Origin of the sequence: Pantoea sp. EKM21T, assembly GCF_011800405.1 — a bacterium.
Lineage (GTDB): Bacteria > Pseudomonadota > Gammaproteobacteria > Enterobacterales > Enterobacteriaceae > Pantoea > Pantoea agglomerans.
In genome coordinates this window covers 333,999-357,120 of the sequence record NZ_JAALFV010000001.1, presented here as the reverse complement: position 1 = coordinate 357,120, position 23,122 = coordinate 333,999, and the positions used below count along the sequence as shown (strand labels likewise).

General features: G+C 55.8%; 20 protein-coding genes. 17 read left to right on the top strand and 3 right to left on the bottom strand.

Translation table 11 applies throughout. The features are described 5' to 3' along the window. The first annotated feature begins 225 nt into the window (after positions 1-225). A complete protein-coding gene (gene ompX / locus HFD87_RS01725; RefSeq protein WP_010254344.1) occupies positions 226-738 on the top strand; it encodes an outer membrane protein OmpX in 513 nt (170 codons plus the stop codon). Positions 739-978: 240 nt separating this feature from the next. On the opposite strand, the gene HFD87_RS01720 is transcribed toward ompX, so the two are convergent. Further along, a complete protein-coding gene (locus HFD87_RS01720; RefSeq protein WP_029518943.1) occupies positions 979-1,170 on the bottom strand; it encodes a hypothetical protein in 192 nt (63 codons plus the stop codon). 253 nt (positions 1,171-1,423) lie between these two features. Here HFD87_RS01720 and mntR point away from each other — a divergent pair, with 253 nt between their 5' ends. From mntR to HFD87_RS01685, 7 genes are all read left to right on the top strand, one after another. Next, a complete protein-coding gene (gene mntR, locus HFD87_RS01715) occupies positions 1,424-1,882 on the top strand; it encodes a manganese-binding transcriptional regulator MntR (RefSeq protein WP_010254350.1) in 459 nt (152 codons plus the stop codon). 20 nt (positions 1,883-1,902) lie between these two features. Next, complete coding sequence (locus HFD87_RS01710) at positions 1,903-3,012, top strand: SLC13 family permease (protein ID WP_022625975.1); 1,110 nt, start codon at positions 1,903-1,905, stop codon at positions 3,010-3,012. 150 nt (positions 3,013-3,162) lie between these two features. Further along, on the top strand, positions 3,163-4,308 hold the full coding sequence (locus tag HFD87_RS01705) for an HlyD family secretion protein (protein ID WP_167422863.1): 1,146 nt from the start codon (positions 3,163-3,165) through the stop codon (positions 4,306-4,308). Further along, on the top strand, positions 4,305-5,873 hold the full coding sequence (locus HFD87_RS01700) for a DHA2 family efflux MFS transporter permease subunit (RefSeq protein ID WP_167422862.1): 1,569 nt from the start codon (positions 4,305-4,307) through the stop codon (positions 5,871-5,873). Before HFD87_RS01705 ends, HFD87_RS01700 begins: the two co-directional genes overlap by 4 nt. Position 5,874: 1 nt before the next feature. Continuing rightward, positions 5,875-7,404, top strand: a complete 1,530-nt coding sequence (locus tag HFD87_RS01695) for an efflux transporter outer membrane subunit (protein WP_167422861.1) — start codon at positions 5,875-5,877, stop codon at positions 7,402-7,404. An 865-nt stretch (positions 7,405-8,269) separates the two neighbouring features. Further along, entirely contained in the window at positions 8,270-8,671 is a 402-nt protein-coding gene (locus HFD87_RS01690) for an H-NS family nucleoid-associated regulatory protein (protein ID WP_003850507.1), read from the top strand. Positions 8,672-8,849: 178 nt separating this feature from the next. Further along, positions 8,850-10,442 carry an ABC-F family ATPase gene (locus HFD87_RS01685; RefSeq protein ID WP_010254366.1) on the top strand — a complete coding sequence of 531 codons (1,593 nt, stop codon included), beginning with the start codon at positions 8,850-8,852 and terminating at the stop codon, positions 10,440-10,442. Between the two features lie 302 nt (positions 10,443-10,744). Here HFD87_RS01685 and moeB read toward each other — a convergent pair whose 3' ends face one another. Then, positions 10,745-11,503 carry a molybdopterin-synthase adenylyltransferase MoeB gene (gene moeB, locus HFD87_RS01680; RefSeq protein ID WP_167422860.1) on the bottom strand — a complete coding sequence of 253 codons (759 nt, stop codon included), beginning with the start codon at positions 11,501-11,503 and terminating at the stop codon, positions 10,745-10,747. Then, positions 11,504-12,739: a molybdopterin molybdotransferase MoeA gene (gene moeA / locus HFD87_RS01675; protein ID WP_167422859.1), complete on the bottom strand. Its 1,236-nt coding sequence runs from the start codon at positions 12,737-12,739 to the stop codon at positions 11,504-11,506. A gap of 245 nt (positions 12,740-12,984) precedes the next feature. Here moeA and HFD87_RS01670 point away from each other — a divergent pair, with 245 nt between their 5' ends. The 9 genes from HFD87_RS01670 (at position 12,985) to HFD87_RS01630 (ending at position 22,929) form a co-directional block, all read left to right on the top strand. Next, on the top strand, positions 12,985-13,944 hold the full coding sequence (locus HFD87_RS01670; protein WP_167422858.1) for an isoaspartyl peptidase/L-asparaginase family protein: 960 nt from the start codon (positions 12,985-12,987) through the stop codon (positions 13,942-13,944). 9 nt (positions 13,945-13,953) lie between these two features. Further along, entirely contained in the window at positions 13,954-15,810 is a 1,857-nt protein-coding gene (locus HFD87_RS01665) for a dipeptide ABC transporter ATP-binding protein (protein WP_167422857.1), read from the top strand. 54 nt (positions 15,811-15,864) lie between these two features. Continuing rightward, complete coding sequence (gsiB, locus tag HFD87_RS01660; RefSeq protein WP_010669736.1) at positions 15,865-17,400, top strand: glutathione ABC transporter substrate-binding protein GsiB; 1,536 nt, start codon at positions 15,865-15,867, stop codon at positions 17,398-17,400. Positions 17,401-17,446: 46 nt separating this feature from the next. Further along, a complete protein-coding gene (gsiC, locus tag HFD87_RS01655) occupies positions 17,447-18,376 on the top strand; it encodes a glutathione ABC transporter permease GsiC (protein ID WP_010254376.1) in 930 nt (309 codons plus the stop codon). Continuing rightward, a complete protein-coding gene (gsiD, locus tag HFD87_RS01650) occupies positions 18,373-19,278 on the top strand; it encodes a glutathione ABC transporter permease GsiD (RefSeq protein ID WP_010254377.1) in 906 nt (301 codons plus the stop codon). The genes gsiC and gsiD overlap by 4 nt, the downstream gene beginning before the upstream one ends. Beyond that, the gene (locus tag HFD87_RS01645; RefSeq protein WP_010254385.1) at positions 19,275-19,724 is read left to right on the top strand and encodes a DUF4385 domain-containing protein; all 450 of its coding nucleotides are present in this window, start codon (positions 19,275-19,277) and stop codon (positions 19,722-19,724) included. The genes gsiD and HFD87_RS01645 overlap by 4 nt, the downstream gene beginning before the upstream one ends. Before the next feature lie 516 nt (positions 19,725-20,240). Beyond that, entirely contained in the window at positions 20,241-20,876 is a 636-nt protein-coding gene (locus HFD87_RS01640; protein ID WP_010254395.1) for a carbonic anhydrase, read from the top strand. 141 nt (positions 20,877-21,017) lie between these two features. After that, positions 21,018-21,677, top strand: a complete 660-nt coding sequence (locus HFD87_RS01635) for a DUF3313 domain-containing protein (RefSeq protein WP_167422940.1) — start codon at positions 21,018-21,020, stop codon at positions 21,675-21,677. Positions 21,678-21,792: 115 nt separating this feature from the next. Continuing rightward, complete coding sequence (locus tag HFD87_RS01630) at positions 21,793-22,929, top strand: PQQ-dependent sugar dehydrogenase (RefSeq protein WP_010254401.1); 1,137 nt, start codon at positions 21,793-21,795, stop codon at positions 22,927-22,929. The last annotated feature ends 193 nt before the right edge of the window (positions 22,930-23,122 follow it).

The following is a 23,122-nucleotide window of genomic DNA, read 5'->3' as shown; positions in this document are numbered from 1 at the left end:
TCAGGTTTTTTTAGGATTTAACTTAAAGAACGAAATGAGCACAAAATGATTATTGCAGAAAGATGACGGATTTTATAAGAAAAATGAATGACATAGGTTGTTGCATTAACTTCCTGTTACACCAAACATTCTGTTAGACAACAAAATCCGGGCAGAGTTTCTCGCTATTTTTTGTTATATTTTCAGCGTTGTCAGGAGAGAAGTATTTTCACATTTGAGGTGGTTATGAAAAAAATTGCATGTCTTTCAGCATTAGCCTGTGTACTGGCAGTATCTGCAGGTTCAGCAATGGCACAGAGCACCGTAACTGGTGGCTATGCTCAGAGCGACTATCAGGGCGTAGCTAACAAAGCTAACGGCTTCAACCTGAAATACCGCTACGAAGACGGTTCTAACCCACTGGGTTGGATCGGTTCATTCACCTACACAGAAAAAGATAACACCGATTCTGGCATTTATAACAAAGGCCAGTACTACGGTGTGACCGGTGGTCCTGCTTTCCGTCTGAACGACTGGGCAAGCATCTACGGTGTTGTGGGTATCGGCTACGGTAAATTCCAGCAGAACGATACTTCATCACGCGATAAAACTGATTCAAGCGACGTAGGTTTCTCTTACGGCGCAGGTCTGCAGTTTAACCCAGTTCAGGACTTCGCAGTTGACGTTGGTTACGAGCAGAGCCGTATCCGTAACGTTGACGTTGGCACCTGGATTGCTGGCGTAGGTTACAGCTTCTAAGTTTAGCTTAGCTGACCTGCAAAAAAGCGGCCCCTTGTGGGCCGTTTTTTATTGTGCTGATTTACTCACCCTTCTCTCGTATCTGCACGTTTCCCGACTTTTCCGGATCGCTGTAGCCGATCAGCAGCCATGCTGGTTGAAGCCGCAGGTCATATTGATTCGATGGGGAAACAGGAAAAAAAGAGAGCAGAAAGGGAGAGTGCGCCTCTCAGCCAGCGGCTGAAAGGCATAGAATCAGGATTAGCCGCGCCAGATCAGATTCTGACAGCGACGATCGTCAGACTTATGGCCCAGCAGTTTTTCCAGCAACATCAGACGCAGTGTGAACGGTGAACGCGTCAGCAGGCACAGCCAGGATTTCATCTCCGTGGTTGTTTTCTTCTCAGCCTGGAAGCATTTACTGCAATCTAAGCAACATTTCAGGGTGCTCATAGAATCACCTCCCAATCATTGTCGACGCGGTAGTCAGCAGCCTGCGGTGAGAGGCGTCATCATCACCGGAGCAACAGAGGATCATCAGGGATCGCTCTTTTGCTGCTTACATTATCGTCAAATATAGCACTGGCTATATCCTTTAGCCAAGGCTAATGACGAAAAATTTGAGCTTCTTTGCGGCTGGTTTACAATGAGCGCAGCTAAATCCGTACAGCAGTGACAGTACGGGAAAAAATAATGAGGAAGCTGAATGAGTCGTCGTGCTAAAAGCGTGGTTTCTGCGCCAAAAGGACCACTGAAAGATATTGAAGAGCATGTCGAAGGTTTTCGGCAGGTGCGTGAAGCGCATCGTCGGGAATTAATTGATGACTACGTTGAGTTAATCTCTGATTTGATTGGTGAATTTGGCGAAGCGCGTCAGGTTGATATGGCGGCCCGCCTGGGCGTTTCACAACCTACCGTAGCGAAAATGCTGAAGCGGCTTGGCAGTGCCGGGCTGGTTGAGCAGGTGCCTTACCGCGGTGTCTTCCTGACCGGTGAAGGGGAGAAACTGGCAGAGGAGAGCCGCGCCCGTCATCACATTGTTGAAAGTTTTCTGCTGGCGTTAGGCATCAGTCCCGAAACTGCCCGACGTGATTCAGAAGGGATTGAGCATCACGTCAGTGATGAAACGCTGGCCGTATTTAAGAAATTCTCCGAAACCCGCTAACGCTAAGGCGTACCTTCATCATGCCTCAACTGCTTCGATCTTTTTTGCATGACTCTGTTTTGCATTTATTAATCGTGATTGGTGTAGTTCTGGCATTTCTGGCGGATTTTCGCTGGGCCGATCTGCCCGGTGCCGTAGACTGGCATACCATTATTACGCTCACCGGGTTGTTGATCCTGACCAAAGGGCTGGAAACCAGTGGCTACTTTGACGTGCTGGGGGGACGACTGATTGCGCGTTTCCGGCACGAACGTGCGCTGGCGCTGTTTATGGTGCTTGCTGCCGCGTTGCTCTCTACGTTCCTGACCAATGATGTGGCGCTGTTTATTCTGGTGCCGCTGACGCTGACGCTGCGAAAGTTCTCTCACTTACCCATCTCGCGACTAATCATCTTCGAAGCGCTGGCGGTCAACGCCGGATCCCTGCTGACGCCGGTCGGCAATCCGCAAAACATTCTGCTGTGGAGCCACGGCAAACTAAGCGTTGTCGCGTTTATTGTGCAGATGCTGCCGCTGGCCGCCTGGCTGCTGCTTAGCCTGATGGTATTAACCTGGTTCAGCTTTTCAAAGCGGTCGATTGATAAGCATGACAACCCTGAACAGCCGCAGTGGCAGAAGCCGCTGTTTATTGTCAGCGTGGTGCTATACCTGCTGTTTATCGCCGGCCTGGAGCTGGAAATCACCGGTTGGGTCCTGCTGCTGATTCTTGCCACGTTCCTGGTGATGGCGCGTCCGGTGCTGCTGCGCATCGACTGGAGCCTGCTGGCGGTGTTTATCGCCATGTTTATTGACGTCTTCCTGATGACGCGTCTGCCGGTGATGCAGGCTCACTTTGATGCGGTTTCTCATTTCGGTCAGGGGCAGCTCTACCTGCTGGCGATTGGTCTGTCACAGGTGATCAGCAACGTTCCCGCGACGATTCTGCTGCTGCAAAAAGTCCCGCCTGGCGATGTGCTGGCCTGGGCGGTCAATATTGGCGGATTCGGCCTGCTGCCGGGTTCGCTCGCCAACCTGATTGCCCTGCGCATGGCGAAAGATCGGGCCGTCTGGTGGCATTTCCATCTCTTTTCTCTCCCTCTGCTTGCCTGGTCGATGGCCAGCGGCTGGCTGCTGTTGCGGCTGCTCAATTAGGCCCGACGCATCCTGCTACCCGCCACAGGTGGCAGGATGTGCGCCATTTCTCAAGTTTCGTAAAGTTGCGCTGGATTTTGTCAGTTTCCGATATAAGGTTAACAGGACCTTTATGCCCGGGAATTAGGGCCTTAGCCAGTGATGGGAACTATGAGCGAGAATAACCAACGCGATCCACACCAGCAGGACGCAGAGAATGCGACGGATAAAAACCGTCAGTCAGAGGAAAATCAGGACAACGACCAGCAGCCTGAGCGTAAACGCCCCGGTAAAAAGCCGCTGATTATTCTGGCGGTAGTGGTGGTGATTATGCTGATTGTCGGCTTCTGGTTCTGGTTCACTACCCGCAATATTGAAACCACCGACGACGCCTTTACCGAAGGCGATGCCGTTACCATTGCACCTAAAGCCTCCGGCTATGTCGTGAAGTTGCTGGTGAAAGATAACCAGCGGGTGAAGAAGGGCGATCTGCTGGTGGAGATCGATCCCAGCGACAATCGTGCCCAGCGTGAACAGGCTAATGCGCAGCTCGGTTTAGCTGTCGCACAGCTGCATCAGGCGCAGGCTCAACTGGCGCTGTCAAAGGTACAGTATCCGGCACAGCGCGATCAGGCGCTGGCGGATCAGGCGAAAGCCGAAGCGAATCTGCTTAATGCGCAGGCGGATTATCGTCGCCAGCGCGGCGTCGATCCGCGTGCGACCAGTCAGCGTAATATCGACAGCGCGTCCGCGCAGTTACGTTCGGCGCAGGCGCAGTTACAAAGCGCGAAAGCACAGGTTGAAGTGGCGTCACAGGTTGCTCTGCAGATTCGCCAGCAGGAGACCAATGTTGAAGCGCGTCAGCAACAGGTTGAGCAGGCTAAGGCGCAGTTAAGCACGGCCGATCTTAATCTCTCCTATACCCAGGTTCGCGCGCCCTATGACGGGTTTGTCACCAAGCGTAACGTTCAGCTGGGCACACTGGTGCAGGCGGGATCGTCGCTGTTTTCGCTGGTCTCGCCTGATATCTGGGTCACCGCGAACTTCAAAGAGTCTCAGCTGCAACGCATGAATCCGGGCGACAAAGTGGAAATCAGTGTTGATGCCTGGCCGGACATGAAGCTGGAAGGGCACGTCGACAGTATTCAGATGGGCTCCGGGTCGCGCTTCTCGACCTTCCCGTCTGAAAACGCTACCGGTAACTATGTGAAAATCGTTCAGCGCGTGCCGGTGAAAATTGTCATCGACAAGGGTCTTGATCCAAACCATCCGCTGCCGCTTGGCCTCTCTGTTGAACCTAAGGTAACGGTGGAATGAGTACGGCGCAGAGCTGGAAACCCGCCAGTAATCCGTGGTTAGTGGCGATCACGGTGACGCTGGCGGTGTTTATGGAGATCCTCGACACCACCATTGTCAACGTGGCGCTACCGCACATCGCCGGTTCGCTCTCATCCAGTTACGATGAGTCAACCTGGGTGCTGACCTCCTATCTGGTGGCGAACGGCATTGTGCTGCCTATCTCTGCGTTCTTCAGCCGGCTGTTTGGCCGTAAACAGTTTTTCCTGATCTGCATCGTCATGTTCACCATCTGCTCTTTCCTGTGCGGCATTGCCACTGAACTGTGGCAGATCATTCTGTTCCGCGTGCTGCAGGGCTTTTTTGGTGGCGGATTACAGCCGGTTCAGCAGTCCGTGCTGCTGGACTACTTCAAGGCGGAAGATCGCGGCAAGGCTTTTGGTCTCTCCTCGATTGCCATTATTGTCGCGCCGGTGATTGGCCCGACATTAGGCGGCTGGATCACCGACAACTACAGCTGGCGCTGGGTGTTCTTTATCAACATTCCGGTGGGCGTGCTGACCGTACTGGCGATCTATCAGCTGCTGGAAGATCCGCCGTGGGAGCGCAAATGGGCCAAAGGGAAGCTGAAGATCGATTACATCGGCATCAGCCTGATTACCTTAGGATTGGGTTGTCTGCAGGTTATGCTGGATCGCGGAGAGGATGAGGACTGGTTCGCCTCACACTTCATCGTGCTGTTCGCCATTCTGGCGCTGGTTGGCATCGTCGGGGCCATTTACTGGCTGATGTATGCCCGCAAGCCGGTGGTCGATATCCTGGTGATGAAAGACCGCAACTTCTGGGTGGCCGGGCTGCTGATGGCGGGCATGGCGATGATTCTGTATGGCAGTTCCGTTGTGCTGCCACAGCTGGCGCAGCAGGATCTGGGTTACACCGCAACCTGGTCAGGGCTGGTGTTGTCGCCCGGTGCGGTACTGATCGTGCTGACGATTCCGCTGGTGCTGAAACTGATGCCGATTGTGCAGACGCGATACATCATCGCCTTTGGCTTCAGCTGTCTGGCCGTGGCGTTTTTCTACTCCTCGACTTTAACGCCGAACGTCGATTTCAAAACGCTGGTATTGATGCGTAGCGCGCAGTCAATCGGGCTGGGTTTCCTGTTTGTCCCGCTGACCACTATCGCCTTTGTGACCATTCCGCAGCGACTTAACGCTGACGCCTCGGCGCTATTTACCATGTTCCGTAACGTGGCCGGTTCGATTGGGATCTCGCTCTCGACCGCGGCTATCACCGAGCGCGCTCAGGCGCGGTCGGCGCATATGGTGCATAACATGACGCCGCTGAACGAGCCGTTCAACATTACGCTTGAGCACTGGGCACAGGCGATTCGCGACTTTACCTCGGCGGTAGGCGATCCCATCACGCTGGCAACCGGACAGCTCTATCAAGAGATGATTGCGCAGTCGCGTATTCTCGCTTACATCGATGTCTTCTCAGGCCTGAGTATTGTCGCCCTGATTTTGATTCCATTTTGTTGGCTGCTGTCGCCGATTAAGAGCGAAGGCAGTGCAGGAGCACACTAACATGAAGGTTTTTTACTCTCATCGCCTGAAACCCCTGAGTTTACTGCTGGCCCTCGGGCTGGCGGGCTGCGCCGTCGGGCCAGATTATCAGGCACCGAAACCTGCCGTGCCGGGTAGCTATAACACCCTGGATTCGCAGGAGGCGTCAAAGCCGCAAAATGCCGCGATTAATTCACGCTGGTGGCGCAGCTTCAACGATCCGCAGCTCGACAGTCTGATTGAGCGGGCGATAGCGGGCAACCTGAGCCTGCAGCAGACGGTGCTGCGTATTGCCGGTGCGCGTGAACAGCTGACACAGGCGCAGGGCAGTCTGTTCCCCAGCCTGAGCGGTTCGGCCAAAGTGACGCGTCAGCAACTCGGACTTAAAGGCTTGCTGGAATCCAATGGCGCAACCGATCAGCTCGACAGCAACGTGGCCAGCCAGCTTAATAGCCTGACCCAGCCGGTTAATCTCTATCAGGGCAGCTTTGATGCCAGCTGGGAGCTTGACCTGTGGGGCAAAGTGCGCCGTCAGGTTGAGGCCGCCAATGCCCAGCAGCAGGCCGCGATAGAGCAGCGCAATGATGCGCTGGTCTCACTGGAAGCCGAAGTGGCGCGTGCCTGGCTGCAACTGCGTGGCGCGCAGAGCACCATCCAGACGCTGCAACAGCAGATTGATGTGGCGCAGCAGACAACCGAGCTGACGCAAAGCCAGCAGCGTAATGGTCTGGCCCCGCTGACCGATGTGGAAAATGCCCATGCCCAGCTCAGCACGCTGCAGGCGCAACTGCCACAGTATCAGTCGCAGGCGCGGCAGGCGATGAATGGATTAGCGGTGCTGCTCGGTAAGACACCGGGCGCGCTGGATGCTGAACTCAGTACACCTAAAGCGTTGCCGCCGCTGCCACAGTTTGTTCCGGTGGGTATTCCCTCCACGCTGGCACGCCGTCGTCCTGATATTCGCCAGGCTGAAGCGACGCTGCATGCACAAACCGCAGAGATTGGCGTTTCAGTCGCACAGCTTTTCCCAAGCCTGTCTCTCACCGGACAGCTGGGCGTGCGCAACACCGACGCCAGCTATCTGGATAACTGGAGCAGCCATTTCTACAGTTATGGCCCGTCGCTATCGATTCCGATTTTCCAGGGTGGACAGCTGGTGTCGAGCGTGAAGTTAGCGCGGGCGCAGCAGGCCAGTGCCGCGCTGGATTATCGTCAGACGGTGCTGACGGCGTTACAGGATGTGGAGAATGCGCTGGTCAGCTATCGCGCCGATCAGCAGCGGGTTACCGCACTGGATGAGACGACCGGGGCTCTTCAGCGTGCCTTTGATCTCGCCAGCGATAGCTATCGCCAGGGGCTATCGACCTTCCTGGAGGTGCTGGATGCGCAGCGTCAGCTGGCTCAGGCAGAGGAGCAGGCGACACAGGCGCGGATGCAGAGTGCACTCGATTTAGTGGCGCTCTATAAAGCGCTGGGCGGCGGCTGGGAGACTTACCAGAACGTGGATATGCCGCAATATCCGATATTTGGCCCGGCCACGCAGGCGAATTAGTTATCCGGCGGTAGCTGCCTCTGCGCAGTTACCGCTTTATCTCTCCTCCGGCAGCGTTAAACCGATGCTGCCTTTCTCTCCATGTTGTTCATCATGATCTAACCCGTTGATAAAGAGAGCTTCTCAGCATCACTGGAACGGGTGCAGCCAGCAGAAAATAAAACAGTGATAATCGCAGGGTTATTATCAGCGCCTTCGGCGAGCGATTATTTTCATGTTGCTGGCACTTTCCGCATTCAGGTTTTTGAGCTCTGTCACCTTTCTCAGTTTATTTCTTTGACGTTTTTTTAAGGCAACTTACGACTGAACGAGTGGGGGCGCGTGAGGCTATTCAGTCAGCCTGAGCCGGGCGGAACTGTTATTGCGCAGCTAAGCGATCTGCGAATAATCCGACTCTGCTATAAATCGCAGCGGCAAAAATGGTTAACAGGTGGCAAAGGGCATAATTAAAAAAGCCACCAGAGCGTTAATTCTTTTGCGCTATTTAACGGTGCCGGGGGTGGCTTTTTAAGCATAATCTGTAAGCTGGTGTGACTGGGGTCACGGGCAGGCACATTTTTAATCTGTTATCTCCGGCCCGTAAACGTAAATAATGAGGCTGCATGGCCCGCATTTAGTTGATAGCGTTAACTGCCTTCTGCCGGGATAATCTGCCTGAAATCGTTTTCAACTCCTGAGTAAAAGTGCCATTTGTTGTTAATTCAGCGTTAATAAAAGGTCAGGCACGCCCGATTTTAATAGCTCTGTTTTGCCCGAATTAATACTTAGGAATTATCTGTAGCGTAAAAATAATTTATTTTTTTATTTGAATTAGGTAGTCTTGGCGCTACAGTTTTATTAACCCCCCTTAATCAAGGACATTGTGATGAGTGACGCATTTAAGGTACTGAACAATATTCGCACATTACGTGCCCAGGCTCGTGAACTGCCACTGACCGATCTTGAAGAGATCCTGGAAAAATTAACGGTTGTTGTTACTGAGCGCCGTGAAGAAGCAGAAGCGGAAGAGACGCAGAATCGCGAAAAAGAAGAAAAGCTTTCTAAATATCGCGAAATGCTGCTGGCTGACGGTATCGATCCTAATGAATTATTAGGTGCACTGGAAAGCGGGAAAAAACGTACCAAGCGTGCGCCGCGTCCGGCTAAATATTCTTACACCGACGAAAATGGTGAGCAGAAATCCTGGACTGGCCAGGGCCGTACCCCGGCAGCGATTAAAAAAGCGCTGGATTCCGGTAAAAGCCTGGACAGTTTCCTGATCGATTGATCGACACAATCCTTGTAAGTGGGAGCCGGGGGGCCATTATGGCCTTCCGGCTTTTTTATTTCTGCCGGGATATCAATCACCCCGCAAGGAATCCACGGCTGACGCTGGCGTGCGCTGCGTCACATCTGGCATAATAGCCGCCGTTTTTTCATCCATTCTCTTCACAAAGGTCAATGCCGTGTTAGTTAGCAGCAATATCACCATGCAGTTTGGCAGCAAGCCACTGTTCGAAAATATCTCCGTTAAATTTGGCGGCGGTAATCGTTACGGTTTAATCGGTGCGAACGGCAGCGGAAAATCCACCTTCATGAAGATTTTGGGTGGCGATCTGGTGCCTTCAGGCGGCAATGTTTCTTACGATCCCAACGAGCGCATCGGTAAGTTGCGTCAGGATCAGTTCGCCTTTGAACAATTTAGCGTACTGGACACCGTTATCATGGGTCACCATGAGTTATGGGAAGTGAAGCAGGAGCGCGACCGTATTTATTCTTTGCCAGAAATGAGCGAAGAAGAGGGGTATAAAGTCGGCGATCTTGAGGCACTTTACGGTGAGATGGACGGCTATAGCGCGGAGTCTCGTGCCGGTGAGTTATTACTCGGCGTCGGCATTCCGGTTGAGCAGCATTATGGCCCGATGAGCGAAATTGCGCCGGGCTTTAAATTACGTGTGCTGCTGGCGCAGGCGCTGTTTTCTAATCCTGATATTCTGTTACTCGATGAACCGACGAACAACCTGGACATCGATACTATTCGCTGGCTGGAGCAGGTGCTGAACGAGCGTGACAGCACCATGATTATCATTTCGCATGACCGTCACTTCCTTAATATGGTCTGTACGCACATGGCTGATTTGGATTATGGCGAGCTGCGGGTTTATTCCGGTAATTATGACGAATATATGACCGCGGCGACCCAGGCGCGTGAACGTCTGTTATCCGATAACGCCAAGAAAAAAGCGCAGATTGCTGACTTACAATCGTTCGTCAGTCGTTTTAGCGCCAACGCCTCTAAATCGCGTCAGGCGACATCACGCGCTAAGCAGATGGATAAAATTAAACTGGATGAAGTGAAAGCCTCCAGCCGCCAGAACCCGTTTATCCGCTTTGAGCAGGACAAGAAGTTGTTCCGTAATGCGCTGGAAGTGGAAGGTTTGACCAAAGGATTTGATAACGGTCCGCTGTTTAAGAATTTAAATCTGCTGCTGGAAGTGGGTGAGAAGCTGGCGGTGATCGGTGCCAACGGTATCGGTAAATCAACACTGTTAAAATCGCTGGTGGGTCAGCTGACGCCAGATAACGGCAGCGTTAAATGGTCAGAGAATGCACGTATTGGTTATTACGCTCAGGATCACGCCGATGATTTTGCCAATGACCTGACGGTATTTGACTGGATGAGTCAGTGGAAACAGCCTGGCGATGATGAGCAGACCATTCGCGGTATTCTGGGTCGCCTGCTGTTTTCGCAGGATGATATTAAGAAGCCGGCCAAAGTGCTTTCCGGTGGAGAGAAGGGTCGTATGCTGTTCGGTAAGCTGATGATGGAAAAACCGAACATTCTGATTATGGATGAGCCGACCAACCACCTCGATATGGAGTCGATTGAATCGCTCAATATGGCGCTGGAGATGTATGAAGGCACGCTGGTGTTTGTTTCACACGACCGTGAATTTGTCAGCTCGCTGGCAACCCGCGTGATAGAGCTGAAAGCAGACCGCGTGGTGGACTTCACCGGTAATTACGAAGATTACCTGCGGAGTCAGGGTATCGTCTGATTGAAACGGGGTGGCGCAGGCCACCCCGTTTTTTTTGGTGGTAATGAATGAGTTATATGCTTTTAGCTTGTTAGATGGTGTGGGTTGGGCAGGATGCCAGGCTCAGGGATTATCTGGCAGCAACGCATATGCTCAAGGCGCAGGGAACATGGTCAGAGGAGGAAAGCGTCCCGCGCCATGGATGGCGCGGGCCGAGCGCCCATGGATGGTTTAAGCGACTTTCCGATCTGACCTTGTTCCCTGAGCAGGTAAAAACTTCACCACGGTGCGGGCTTCATGAAGCACAGGCGTTCCTGCCGACGCTACGCGTTACCACCACACACTTCACAGTGCGCATCCTGCGCTACCTTCATGCTGCGGAACTCCGCGCTCATCGCATCGTACATCAGCAACCGGCTGGTGGCGGGCGTGCCAAATGCCGTCAGCACTTTAATCGCTTCCATCGCCTGCATCGCACCAATCACGCCAACCAGCGGAGCCATGACGCCCGCTTCCACGCAACTCAGGGTTTGTTCCCCAAACAGGCGGCTGATGCAACGATAGCAGGGTGTGCCGGGCTGCCAGTTGAATACGCTGATCTGACCTTCCATCCGAATCGCGGCGCCGGAGACCAGTGGCACCCGCTGCTGACGACAGAGCCGGTTAAGCTGCTCACGCACTGCAACGTTGTCGGTGCAGTCCAGCACCACCTGCTGCCGGGCGATCAGCGCCAGCAGCGCTGCATCGTCCAGCTGTCCATTAACCGGATGCAGCTGACAGTGCGGATTGATGGCGGCCAGGCTTTGTGCGGCGGAGTCCACTTTGGCACGGCCAATATCCGCGTCATGATGCAGGATCTGCCGTTGCAGGTTAGAGTGCGACACGGTATCGAAGTCGAGCAGCGTCAGGTTGCCGACACCGGCAGACGCCAGGTAAGGCGCAGCCGCACAGCCAAGCCCGCCCAGCCCGACGACCAGCGCATGACTCGCTTTCAGCCGCTCCTGACCGTCGAAATCAAAGCCGCGCAGGACAATCTGTCGGTTGTAGCGCAGCATCTCCTCATCGCTTAATTCAGGCAGCATTTATGCCTCCAGCAGCGCGTTGAACGGTTCTACCTCAACCCACTCGCCCGGCTCAACGTTGCCGCGATCCCGTTCCAGCACAATAAAGCAGTTCGCCTGGGCGAAAGAGCTGAAGACGTGTGAGCCCTGCATCCCTGTGGTCTCCACCTCCAGTTCACCCTGTGCATTCTGGCGCAGAATGCCGCGCTGGAAGTCGAGGCGGCCGGGTGACTTTTTCAGTCGTGAGGCACAGCGTACTTTCTGGCGGGGTGGCAAGGCGGATTTTTGCTGGCCGGTGAGGGTGGCAAGCAGCGGCTGCACCAGCTGATAGAAGGTGACAGCGGCGGAGACCGGATTGCCTGGCAGACCACAGAACCAGCTGCTGTTGAGGCGACCAAAGGCAAACGGTTTGCCGGGTTTGATCGCCAGCTTCCAGAAGCTGATAGCACCGAGCTCTTCCAGCATACTTTTGGTGAAGTCCGCTTCGCCCACCGAAACGCCGCCGGTGCTGATCACCACATCCGCCTGCCGATCCGCTTCTTCAAACGCGGCGCGAAGGGCGGTGGGATCGTCTTTAATGATGCCAAGGTCAATGACTTCGCAACCCAGCTTATGCAGCATCAGCGAGACCGCAAACCGGTTGGTGTCATATATCTGGCCGTCTGCCAGCGGCTCACCGACCGGCTGAAGCTCATCGCCGGTGGAGAAGATAGCAACCCGCAGTTTGCGCAGCACACTGATCTGTGCGATGCCCAGCGAGGCGAGCAGCGGCAGCTCGGCGGCACCCAGACGCGTTCCCGCCTCCAGCACCACATGGCCCGGCTGAATGTCGTCGCCGGTCAGACGGATATTTTGCCCCTGACGCACCGGCGCGGTAATCACAATCGCATCGCCCTGGGTTTCAGTCTGCTCCTGCATCACCACCGCTTCACAGCCTGCGGGCACCGGCGCACCGGTCATGATGCGAATCACGCTGCCCTGCGGCCACTCACCCCTGAACGGTGCGCCCGCAAAGGCTTTACCCGCCACGGGAAGCGGCTGGCCGCTGCTGACATCGGCCAGCCTGACGGCGTAGCCATCCATCGCAGAGTTATCGAAGGGCGGCACGGCAATGGGTGAGGTGACTGCAGTTGCCGTGATGCGTCCGACCGCGTCGGTCAGCGGCACACTAAGTGAGTCGGTGATGGGCGTCAGCTGTGACAGCATTTTTTGTTGCGCCTCCTCAAGGGAGATCAAACCTGCAGTAAAACTTTCCATGAACAGTTCAGCCTGGTTGTTTCAGATGCTGCCTATTATGGTGGGAATTGGCCGCTGAGTCACATCGGTGTCGGCCCGGGAGTAGCCAAAGTGAAATATGGCGGTAAGAAAAGGTTATAACCACAGGAACAGTTTCCGCTTTACAACACTTAGCAGGCTTTCTATAGTCAAAAATCACCCAAAAAGGGTGAAAACCATTTTAAATCAGTGTTTTTCGTCCTGATGCAACCACAGGGTAGAGCGTTATGGTCAATGCAGTGATCGCTATTCATGGCGGCGCAGGTGCGATTTCGCGCGCAGCAATGAGTGCTGAAAAGGAACAACTTTATCGTCAGGCGCTACACGATATTGTTTCTCAGGGTCAGCAGATACTGGCGCAGGGCGGCAGCGCACTTGATGCGGTGACTGAGGCGGTGCGACTGCTGGAAGAGTGTCCGCTGTTCAACGCCGGAAAAGGTGCCGTGTTCACCCATCAGGGCACCCATGAACTCGATGCCTGCATTATGGATGGCCGTACGCTGGAGGTGGGCGCGGTCGCGGGCGTAACGCGGGTTCGTAATCCGGTGCTGGCGGCACGTGCCGTGCTGGAAAAGAGCGAGCATGTGCTGTTTATCGGCGAAGGCGCAGAGCAGTTTGCCGTGGCGAACGGGCTGGAACCGGTCGCGCCCGATTACTTTTCGACCCCGGAACGCTGGGAGCAGTTGCAGCGCGCGCTGAACAGCGATACGGCGGTGCTGGACCATGATGGTGCCGCGCACAGCGACGATCCGCTCGACCCGGACCGCAAGTTTGGCACGGTAGGCGCGGTTGCGCTGGATCTGGCGGGCAACCTGGCTGCTGCCACCTCGACGGGCGGCATGACCAACAAACAGGCCGGGCGGGTCGGCGACTCGCCGCTGCCGGGCGCAGGCTGCTACGCCAGTAACGACAGCGTGGCGGTCTCCTGTACCGGCACCGGGGAAGTCTTTATACGGACGCTGGCGGCCTACGATGTGGCAGCGCAGATGCGCTACGCCGGGCGCTCACTGCAGCAGGCCACGGTTAATGTTATTCATGACAGTGTGCTGGAGCTGGGCGGCAGCGGGGGGCTGATTGCCGTCGACCGCGCAGGCAACGTAGCGCTGCCGTTCAACAGCGAAGGGATGTATCGCGGTGTGGCGCGGGTTGGCGAAGTGGCAGACGTCGCTATCTATCGCGAAAGTTAAGGAGCAGAGATGAGCGACAGGCAAACGTTACCGCCGCTGGCCCCTGAGCAGGTCCTGGCGGTGCGCGATCTCAATGTGCGTTTTCAGCACGAAACCACCGTCACTGACGCGGTGCGTCATTTGTCACTCGATCTGTTTCGCGGCGAAACGCTGGCGCTGGTGGGGGAGTCAGGCTCGGGGAAATCAGTGACCTCGCTGGCGCTGATGCGGCTGATTGAGCAGGCTGGCGGGAGGGTCAGCGGCGAGGTGCTGTTGCGGCGTCGCAACGGCGACGTGCTGGATCTGATGCGCGCCTCAAAAGGTCAGATGCGGCGGGTGCGCGGTGCGGATATGGCGATGATCTTTCAGGAGCCGATGACCTCACTGAATCCGGTCTTCTCCGTGGGCGAGCAGATCGCGGAATCCATCCGTCTTCATCAGGGCCTGAGCCACGCCGGCGCGCTGGCCGAAGCGCGCCGGATGCTGGATCTGGTACGAATCCCGGATGCGCAAAATGTATTATCCCGCTTTCCGCATCAGCTGTCGGGCGGGATGCGTCAGCGCGTGATGATCGCCATGGCGCTCTGCTGCAAACCGGCCCTGCTGATTGCCGATGAGCCGACCACCGCGCTCGACGTCACCATCCAGGCGCAGATTTTGCAGCTTATCCGCGTGCTGCAAAAAGAGATGCAGATGGGGGTGATTTTTATCACTCACGATATGGGCGTGGTCGCCGAAATGGCCGATCGGGTTCAGGTGATGTACCGCGGCGAAGTATTAGAAAATGCCCCGGTAGCCAGGCTGTTCAGCGCCCCGCAGCAGCCCTATACCCAGGCGCTGCTGGCGGCGGTGCCAAAGCTCGGTTCGATGCAGGGCCAGCCCCTGCCAGCTAAATTTCCGTTGCTGCACAGCGATGCCGTTGATGATGTGCCGCAGGATACGGTTCGCCGCCTGCAGCCACCCATTTTGCAGGTGCGCGATCTGGTCACCCGCTTTGATATTCGCGGCGGCCTGCTGAACCGCGTCAAAAGCCGGGTGCATGCCGTCGAAAAAGTCAGTTTTGATCTCTATGCCGGTGAGACACTGGCGCTGGTGGGGGAGTCTGGCTGTGGTAAATCGACCACCGGGCGATCGCTGCTGAAGCTGGTTGCCAGTCAGGGTGGCACCCTGACCTTTGACGGACAGCGGATAGACCATTTGTCGGGTGCCGCGCTGGCCCATCTGCGACGCGACATTCAGTTTATCTTCCAGGATCCCTACGCCTCGCTCGATCCCCGGCTGACGGTTGGCTTCTCCATTATGGAGCCGCTGCTGGTCCACAAGGCGATGCCGCGTCGTGAGGCGGAGCAGCGCGTCGCCTGGCTGCTGGATAAAGTGGGTCTGCTGCCGGAACATGCTCAGCGTTATCCCCATGAGTTTTCCGGCGGCCAGCGTCAGCGCATCTGTATAGCCCGCGCGCTGGCGCTGAACCCCAAAGTGGTGATCGCCGATGAGTCCGTCTCGGCGCTGGATGTGTCAATTCAGGCGCAGATAATTAATCTGATGCTCGACCTGCAGCGCGAGTTTGGCATCGCCTTCCTGTTTATTTCTCATGATATGGCGGTGGTGGAGCGTATCAGCCACCGCGTGGCGGTGATGTATCTCGGTCAGATTGTCGAGATGGGGCCGCGTCAGGCGGTGTTTGAGCAGCCTCAGCACCCTTATACCCGAAAACTCATGGCGGCGGTGCCGGTAGCCGATCCGGCTCACCGGCGTCGCGAACGAGCCTTACTGGTCGATGAGATCCCCAGCCCGATTCATGCGTTAGGGGATGAACCTGAAGTGGCGCCGCTGATGGAGGTGGCTCCGGGCCATTTCGTCGCCCGCCACGTTATCAGTGCGACCTGAACAGTGACGATGTCGCCCCGGCGACCAACCCGACAGGGATTACAGGAGAACAAGATGCAGATTACGATGCGTAAAGGGTTACTGGCGGCTGGCGTGTTAAGCAGCGCAATGGCATTGCCCGCCTGGGCAGCACAGGATGCGGTGATTGCCGTCGCGTCCAACTTCACCACTCTCGATCCCTATGACGCCAACGACACGCTGTCGCAGGCGGTCGCGAAATCCTTCTATCAGGGCCTGTTTGGCTTTGATAAAGAGATGAAGCTCACTAACGTGCTGGCTGAGAGCTATCAGGCCAGCGCCGACGGCCTGACCTACACCATTAAGCTGCGTTCCGGAGTTAAATTCCAGGATGGCACTGACTTCAATGCGGAAGCGGTAAAGGTCAACCTCGATCGTGCCAGCAACCCGGATAACCATCTCAAGCGCTACAACCTGTTTAAACATATCGCCAGCACCGAAGTGGTGGATCCAACTACGGTAAAAGTAACGCTGAAAGAGCCGTTCTCCGCCTTTATCAACATCCTGGCCCATCCGGCGGCAGCGATGATTTCGCCTACCGCGCTGAAAAAATATGGCAAAGAGATCGGTTTCCATCCGGTAGGAACCGGCCCGTTTGTGTTTGAAACCTGGAACCAGACCGATTTTGTGAAGGTGAAGAAGTGGGACGGCTACTGGAAGCCGGGCTATCCGAAGCTGGACAGCATTACCTGGCGACCGGTGGTGGATAACAACACCCGCGCGGCGATGCTGCAGACCGGCGAAGCGAACTTTGCTTTCCCGGTGCCCTATGAGCAGGCAAAACTGCTGGAGAAGAACAGCAAGCTTGCTGTGGTAACCACGCCATCGATTATGCAGCGTTACATCAGCCTTAACGTCACTCAGAAGCCGTTCGATAATCCGAAGGTGCGTGAAGCGCTGGAGTATGCCATCAACCGTCAGGCGCTGGCGAAAGTGGCGTTCTCCGGTTACGCCACGCCTGCTACCGGCATCGTGCCGCCCACCATCGACTTCGCTCAGACCTATCCGGCCATCAGCTACGATCCGGCCAAAGCGAAAGCCCTGCTGAAAGAGGCGGGTTACCCGAACGGGTTTGAAACCACGCTCTGGTCGTCACATAACCACAGCACCGCGCAGAAAGTGTTGCAGTTCACCCAGCAGCAGCTGGCGCAGGTTGGCGTGAAAGTTAAAGTTACGGCGATGGATGCGGGTCAGCGTGCCGCTGAAGTAGAAGGCAAGGGCCAGAAAGAGAGCGGCGTGCGCATGTTCTACACCGGCTGGTCCGCCTCAACCGGCGAAGCGGACTGGGCACTGACGCCACTGTTTGCTACTACGGCCTGGCCACCGGCGATCTTCAATACCGCGTTTTACAGCAATCCTAAGGTCGATAAAGATCTGGCTGATGCGCTGAAAACCACCGATCGTGCCGAGAAAGCGCGTCTCTACAAAGATGCGCAGGATACCATCTGGCAGGATCACCCATGGATCCCACTGGTAGTTGAGCAGCTGGTTTCTGCCAACAGCAAAAACCTCAGCGGTTTTTATGTGATGCCCGATACCTCATTCAATTTCGATGAGGCAACTCTGAAGTAACGGAGCCGGCCAGCCCGTGAGGCTGGCCGCAGCTGCAGGATGTTGCATGTTTAACTATTTTCTCAAACGACTCTTTGGGCTGATCCCCACGCTGCTGATTGTGGCGGTGCTGGTGTTCCTGTTTGTTCACCTGCTGCCGGGCGACCCGGCGCGTCTGATCGCCGGGCCGGAAGCCGATGCCTCGGTTGTGGCGCTGGTGCGTCAGGAGCTAGGACTCGACCTGCCGCTGCCGCAGCAGTTCTGGCACTTTATGCTGAATGCGCTGCAGGGCGATTTCGGCCAGTCGATGGTCTCGAAGCGGCCGGTCGCGGAGGAGATCGCCTCACGCTTTATGCCGACCCTGTGGCTGACGCTGGTCAGCATGATCTGGGCCGTGATTTTTGGCATGGCAATCGGCATCGTTTCTGCTGTCTGGCGCAATCGCTGGCCCGATCGACTGGGGATGACGCTGGCGGTGTCGGGCATTTCGTTTCCCGCCTTTGCGCTGGGCATGCTGCTGATGCAGGTCTTCTCAGTTGAACTGGGATGGCTGCCAACCGTCGGTGCAGAGAGCTGGAAACATTACATTCTGCCCTCCATCACCCTGGGTGCGGCGGTGGCGGCGGTGATGGCGCGCTTTACCCGTGCCTCGTTCGTGGAGGTGATGCAGGAAGATTATATGCGGACCGCCCGGGCCAAAGGGGTGCGCGAGTCGCTGGTGGTGGTCAAGCATGGCCTGCGCAACGCCATGATCCCGGTGGTAACGATGATGGGGCTGCAGTTTGGTTTCCTGCTGGGCGGCTCGATCGTGGTCGAGGTGGTGTTTAACTGGCCGGGCCTGGGGCGACTGCTGGTCGATTCCGTGGCGATGCGCGACTACCCGGTTATTCAGGCGGAAGTTTTGCTGTTTTCACTGGAGTTTATTCTGATCAACCTGTTTGTCGACATGCTCTATGCGGTGATTAATCCCGCTATTCGCTTTAAGGAGTCGCGATGAAAAACTGGCGACGCGAAGCGGCACTGAAAACGATGCCGCTGATTGCGGAGAATCGGGTGCGAACGCCGTGGCGTGAATTCTGGCGGCGTTTCAGAGGGCAGCCGGTGGCGCTGCTGGCCGGGCTGTTTGTGCTGGTACTGATTGTGCTGGCGGTTATTGCCCCGTGGATTGCGCCGTTCGACGCAGAGAACTACTTCGATTATGACCGGCTCAATGACGGCCCCTCGCTGATGCATCTGTTTGGCGTCGATTCGCTGGGGCGTGACATTTTCAGTCGGGTGCTGGTCGGCACGCGGATTTCCCTGATTGCGGGCTTCTTTTCGGTAGTGATCGGCGCGCTGATCGGCACATTCTTTGGTCTGTTAGCCGGCTATTACGAAGGCTGGTGGGACCGCATCACCATGCGTATCTGCGATGTGCTGTTTGCCTTTCCCGGCATTCTGCTGGCGATTGCGGTGGTGGCGATTATGGGCAGCGGCATGAGTAATGTGATTGTGGCGGTCGCTATCTTCAGTATCCCGGCTTTTGCCCGGCTGGTTCGCGGCAATACGCTGGTGCTGAAGCATCAGACCTATATTGAGTCGGCACGCAGCATCGGCGCTTCTGACTGGACTATCCTGATGCGGCATATCCTGCCCGGCACGGTATCGCCGATTGTGGTCTATTTCACCATGCGGGTCGGTACCTCAATCATTACCGCGGCCAGCCTGTCGTTTCTGGGGCTGGGCGCACAACCGCCTACGCCGGAGTGGGGTGCAATGCTGAATGAGGCGCGGGCCGACATGGTTATCGCGCCTCACGTGGCAATTTTCCCCAGCCTGGCCATCTTCCTCACCGTTCTGGCATTTAATTTACTCGGAGACGGGCTGCGCGACGCACTTGATCCTAAACTAAAGAGATGAAACCTTTCGATTATGATCAGGACTTCAGCACTATCGACTTCCGCCAGCACCCCGAGCTTTATCAGGTCGGGCGTGGTGAGCAGGGTGTGCTGATGGTCGAGCCTTATAAAGGCGAAATACTGCCACACTGGCGTTTTCGTACCGTTCCCATTGCTGAAGAGTCGGCTGAGAAAATCATGGCGCTGTTTGAGGAGTATCGGCGCAAAGATGATTTTGTCGGCATGGATATGGCGCGCAAATTTATTCAGATGGGGTATACCCGTGCGCGCCGTTACAGCAACCACAAGGGCGGACGCAAATATGATGCGGATGGCAAGGAGCTGCCGCGCGGCGTCAACGAGGAAAAAGCCGCGGCGGCGGCTGTTTTCAAAGGCTACTGGGACAAACTTCGTGCAGATGAAGACTATCTGCGACGTAAAAAAGCGCATCAGCAGCAGTATGGCTAAGCGTTAATCCTGCTCTCCCGGCAGCTGTTACCTCCTGCTGCCGGGGTTGTTTTAATGAACCCGTCCTGCTCAATCTTATCCCTCATTCCTTGCCTGCAACGGTTCTGCTGCAGCGCCCGTGCTGCCAGATGCGCAGCCGTTTCGCTACGCCCTAAAACGCCATAGCCCGCCACGCTTGCCAGATAAGCTCAGGCAGCAGCAGAAGAGAAACCTTTTCTGCTGGCGAGCCGGGGGCGTAAAGTAGTGAAAAAACGCGTAAAAGCCGATCCACAGCACAGGCAAAAAAACGGGCGGTTCAAACCGTGCTTTTTCCAATAACTTCCCGTGCTATAAAAAGAAATTGGCTGCGGAGCCTCTGACTGATGAACAAGCGAAACGCTGACAGTGGCCGCTGTTTAGAGCATCCGGTAAAAGGCGGGTTGATATTCACTTGTTTTCATTAATAATAAACGGGCAAACCCCACTGAGGGGGCTATGCCCCTCAGGTAATGAAATGGATAATGTGAGAGCTAAATAATGAAAGAGATCATCAACGGATTTCTGAATTTCCAGCAGAATGTGTTTCCTGAAAGGAAGGATCTTTTCAAAAGCCTGGCATCAAATCAAAATCCGAAAGCGCTGTTCATCTCCTGTTCAGATAGCCGTCTGGTGCCTGAACTGGTGACGCAGCAGGAGCCAGGAGAGCTGTTCGTTATCCGCAATGCGGGCAACATCGTTCCCTCATTCGGCCCGGAGCCAGGCGGTGTCTCCGCCACTATCGAATATGCGGTGGTCGCGCTGGGCGTCTCCGACATCATCATCTGTGGTCACTCTAACTGTGGTGCCATGAACGCCATCGCCTCCTGCGCCTGCATGGATACCATGCCTGCGGTTGAGCACTGGCTGCGCTATGCCGATGCGGCAAAAGCGGTGGTTGAGCAGCGTGAGTATGACTCGCCAGAGAAGAAGCTGAACGAGATGGTCAAAGAGAACGTCATCGCCCAGCTGAACAACATGAAAACCCATCCTTCCGTCTCCGTCGCGCTGCGTAACGGTAAGCTGCGTCTGCACGGCTGGGTTTACGATATCGAAAGCGGCACCATTATGGCGCTGACCCAGGGTGGCAAACAGTTCATCACCCTGTCTGAGAATCCTGATACCTGCTTTGAGTAATCTTTTTCGCCCGCTGTGCTCTGCAGCGGGTTTTCCTGCTATTTATTCTGCATAACAGCGTTAAATCGCCTCTGTTATTCTGCATTTCCCCTCTGGCTTATCTATGCTTGCTTAAACCTTCCTGATACAAGCGAGTTGATGATGCGTAAAACTTCCGTTGCTGCTCTTCTGGCGGTCTCTGCCGTGCTGCTCAGTGGTTGTACTTCTCATGTTGCTGATAAGCAGCAATATTCAGGTTTTTTAAGCGATTACAGCCAGTTGCAACCGACGTCGTCAGCCAGTGGTGAACCGACTCTGCGCTGGATATCACCCGACTATCAAAGCAGCCATTATAAAGATGTGCTTTATACATCGCTGATCTACTACCCGGCGGCGCACCCCACGCCACGCATCACTCAGCAAACGCTGGATCAGGTGCTCAGTTACACCGAGATCCAGCTAAAAGGCGCGATAGCCACCCGCCTGCCGCTGGTGAATCAGGCTACGCCGCATACTCTGAAGGTAAGGGCCGCCATTACCGCCGTGTCAGCAGAAAATCAGGGCGTGCAGTTTTATGAAGTGGTACCGGTTGCCGCGGTCGTTGCCAGCACCATGGCGGCGTCAGGGCATCGTACTCAGAACAGCGAACTGTTTCTGGAGATAGAAGCCAGCGATGCGGTGACGGGCAAACCGATGATCCGGGTGGTTCGCAAAGCCTTTGGCAAAACGGTCAGTAACAGCAATACGCCGATCACCTTTGACGAGCTGAAGCCTGGTATCGATACGATGGTGCGTGACACGGTAAGTTTTAACGCGCCCTGACTCTGACGGGCGACAGCAGAGCGCTGTCGCCCTGATTAATCTTTTGTAAATCCTCAACATCATTGCAGAGGGGCTGACTACGCTTAAGGGCATTCTATCCCGTCAGGAGATCGTTATGGCCCGTTTCTCAACTGCCTTGTTGCTAAGTGGCTCCCTGTTCTGTACCGCCCCCCTGTTTGCCGCCGACGTAAAGGTCGAGGTATTACAGGATAAGTTACAACATCCATGGTCCGTCGCCTTCCTGCCCGACAACAAAACGCTGCTGATTACCGAACGTAGCGGACAACTGCGCAGCTGGAGCCCGGAGAGCGGCCTGTCGCAGCCGATCCAGGGCGTGCCAAAGGTCTGGGCAGAACGGCAGAGTGGCCTGCTGGACGTGGTGCTGGCACCCGATTTTGCCACCAGTCGTCGCGTCTGGCTTAGCTATACCGAAGCGAACAGCAGTGGCAAAGCGGGCGCGGTGGTAGGCGTGGGCACGCTGAGCAAGGATAACCGGCAACTCAGCGATTTCCGCGAGGTGATTCGGCAGACGCCGATGCTCTCCAGCGGCAACAACATCGGTACCCGGCTGGCGTTTGATACCCAGGGCTATCTCTGGATCGCCTTCGGCGATAACTTTGCCAGCAGCGCTGCGCAGGATCTCGATAAGCTGCAGGGCAAACTGCTGCGGCTCAACGCCGATGGCAGCGTGCCGGACGATAACCCCTTTGCGAAACAGCGCGGCGCACGGCCAGAGATCTGGGCCTATGGTTTGCGTAATCCGCAGGGGCTGGCGCTTAACCCCTGGACCGGCAAGATATGGGAAAATGAACATGGCCCGCGCGGCGGCGATGAAGTGAATATCATGGAGCGGGGCAAGAATTACGGCTGGCCGCTGGCAACCTACGGCATCGACTATAGCGGTGACAAAGTGCCGGAGTCACAAGGCACACAGGTTGCGGGTACCGAACCGCCGCTTTATCACTGGAAGGATTCTCCGGCCATCAGCGGCATGGCGTTCTACAATAGCGCCCGTTTTCCGCAGTGGAAAAACTCGCTGTTTATCGGCGCTCTGAAAGAGAAAAACCTGATTCGTCTGAGTATCAACGGCGAGAAAGTGGTGGAAGAGCAGCGTCTGCTGGACGATCAGAAGGCGCGCATTCGCGATGTGCGTCAGGGGCCGGATGGCTGGCTCTATGTGCTGACCGATGAGGCCAATGGCAAGCTGCTGAAAGTGGGATTAGCGCAGGACGCTGGTGCGTCCCGCGGCTAAGAGCCTGTCCCCGGGCTATTTTATTGGTCAGTCTGGGCCTGGGCAGTGCTCACACAGGCTGCTTTAGCAACCTGAACGCCCGTCAGGGCGGCCCTGAAGGGGCGAGCGCAGCGAGTAATCCTCACGGACTACGTGTACTACGGATTGTTCCGCGCTGTCCGTGTCCAGGCTGCCAGCAACAGTTACGCCTGAT

Coding starts and splice junctions, on each gene's coding strand:
- ompX (WP_010254344.1), top strand. CDS start 226: ATGAAAAAAATTGCATGTCTTTCAGCATTAGCCTGTGTACTGGCAGTA.
- HFD87_RS01720 (WP_029518943.1), bottom strand. CDS start 1,170: ATGAGCACCCTGAAATGTTGCTTAGATTGCAGTAAATGCTTCCAGGCT.
- mntR (WP_010254350.1), top strand. CDS start 1,424: ATGAGTCGTCGTGCTAAAAGCGTGGTTTCTGCGCCAAAAGGACCACTG.
- HFD87_RS01710 (WP_022625975.1), top strand. CDS start 1,903: ATGCCTCAACTGCTTCGATCTTTTTTGCATGACTCTGTTTTGCATTTA.
- HFD87_RS01705 (WP_167422863.1), top strand. CDS start 3,163: ATGAGCGAGAATAACCAACGCGATCCACACCAGCAGGACGCAGAGAAT.
- HFD87_RS01700 (WP_167422862.1), top strand. CDS start 4,305: ATGAGTACGGCGCAGAGCTGGAAACCCGCCAGTAATCCGTGGTTAGTG.
- HFD87_RS01695 (WP_167422861.1), top strand. CDS start 5,875: ATGAAGGTTTTTTACTCTCATCGCCTGAAACCCCTGAGTTTACTGCTG.
- HFD87_RS01690 (WP_003850507.1), top strand. CDS start 8,270: ATGAGTGACGCATTTAAGGTACTGAACAATATTCGCACATTACGTGCC.
- moeB (WP_167422860.1), bottom strand. CDS start 11,503: ATGCTGCCTGAATTAAGCGATGAGGAGATGCTGCGCTACAACCGACAG.
- moeA (WP_167422859.1), bottom strand. CDS start 12,739: ATGGAAAGTTTTACTGCAGGTTTGATCTCCCTTGAGGAGGCGCAACAA.
- HFD87_RS01670 (WP_167422858.1), top strand. CDS start 12,985: ATGGTCAATGCAGTGATCGCTATTCATGGCGGCGCAGGTGCGATTTCG.
- HFD87_RS01665 (WP_167422857.1), top strand. CDS start 13,954: ATGAGCGACAGGCAAACGTTACCGCCGCTGGCCCCTGAGCAGGTCCTG.
- gsiB (WP_010669736.1), top strand. CDS start 15,865: ATGCAGATTACGATGCGTAAAGGGTTACTGGCGGCTGGCGTGTTAAGC.
- gsiC (WP_010254376.1), top strand. CDS start 17,447: ATGTTTAACTATTTTCTCAAACGACTCTTTGGGCTGATCCCCACGCTG.
- gsiD (WP_010254377.1), top strand. CDS start 18,373: ATGAAAAACTGGCGACGCGAAGCGGCACTGAAAACGATGCCGCTGATT.
- HFD87_RS01645 (WP_010254385.1), top strand. CDS start 19,275: ATGAAACCTTTCGATTATGATCAGGACTTCAGCACTATCGACTTCCGC.
- HFD87_RS01640 (WP_010254395.1), top strand. CDS start 20,241: ATGAAAGAGATCATCAACGGATTTCTGAATTTCCAGCAGAATGTGTTT.
- HFD87_RS01635 (WP_167422940.1), top strand. CDS start 21,018: ATGCGTAAAACTTCCGTTGCTGCTCTTCTGGCGGTCTCTGCCGTGCTG.
- HFD87_RS01630 (WP_010254401.1), top strand. CDS start 21,793: ATGGCCCGTTTCTCAACTGCCTTGTTGCTAAGTGGCTCCCTGTTCTGT.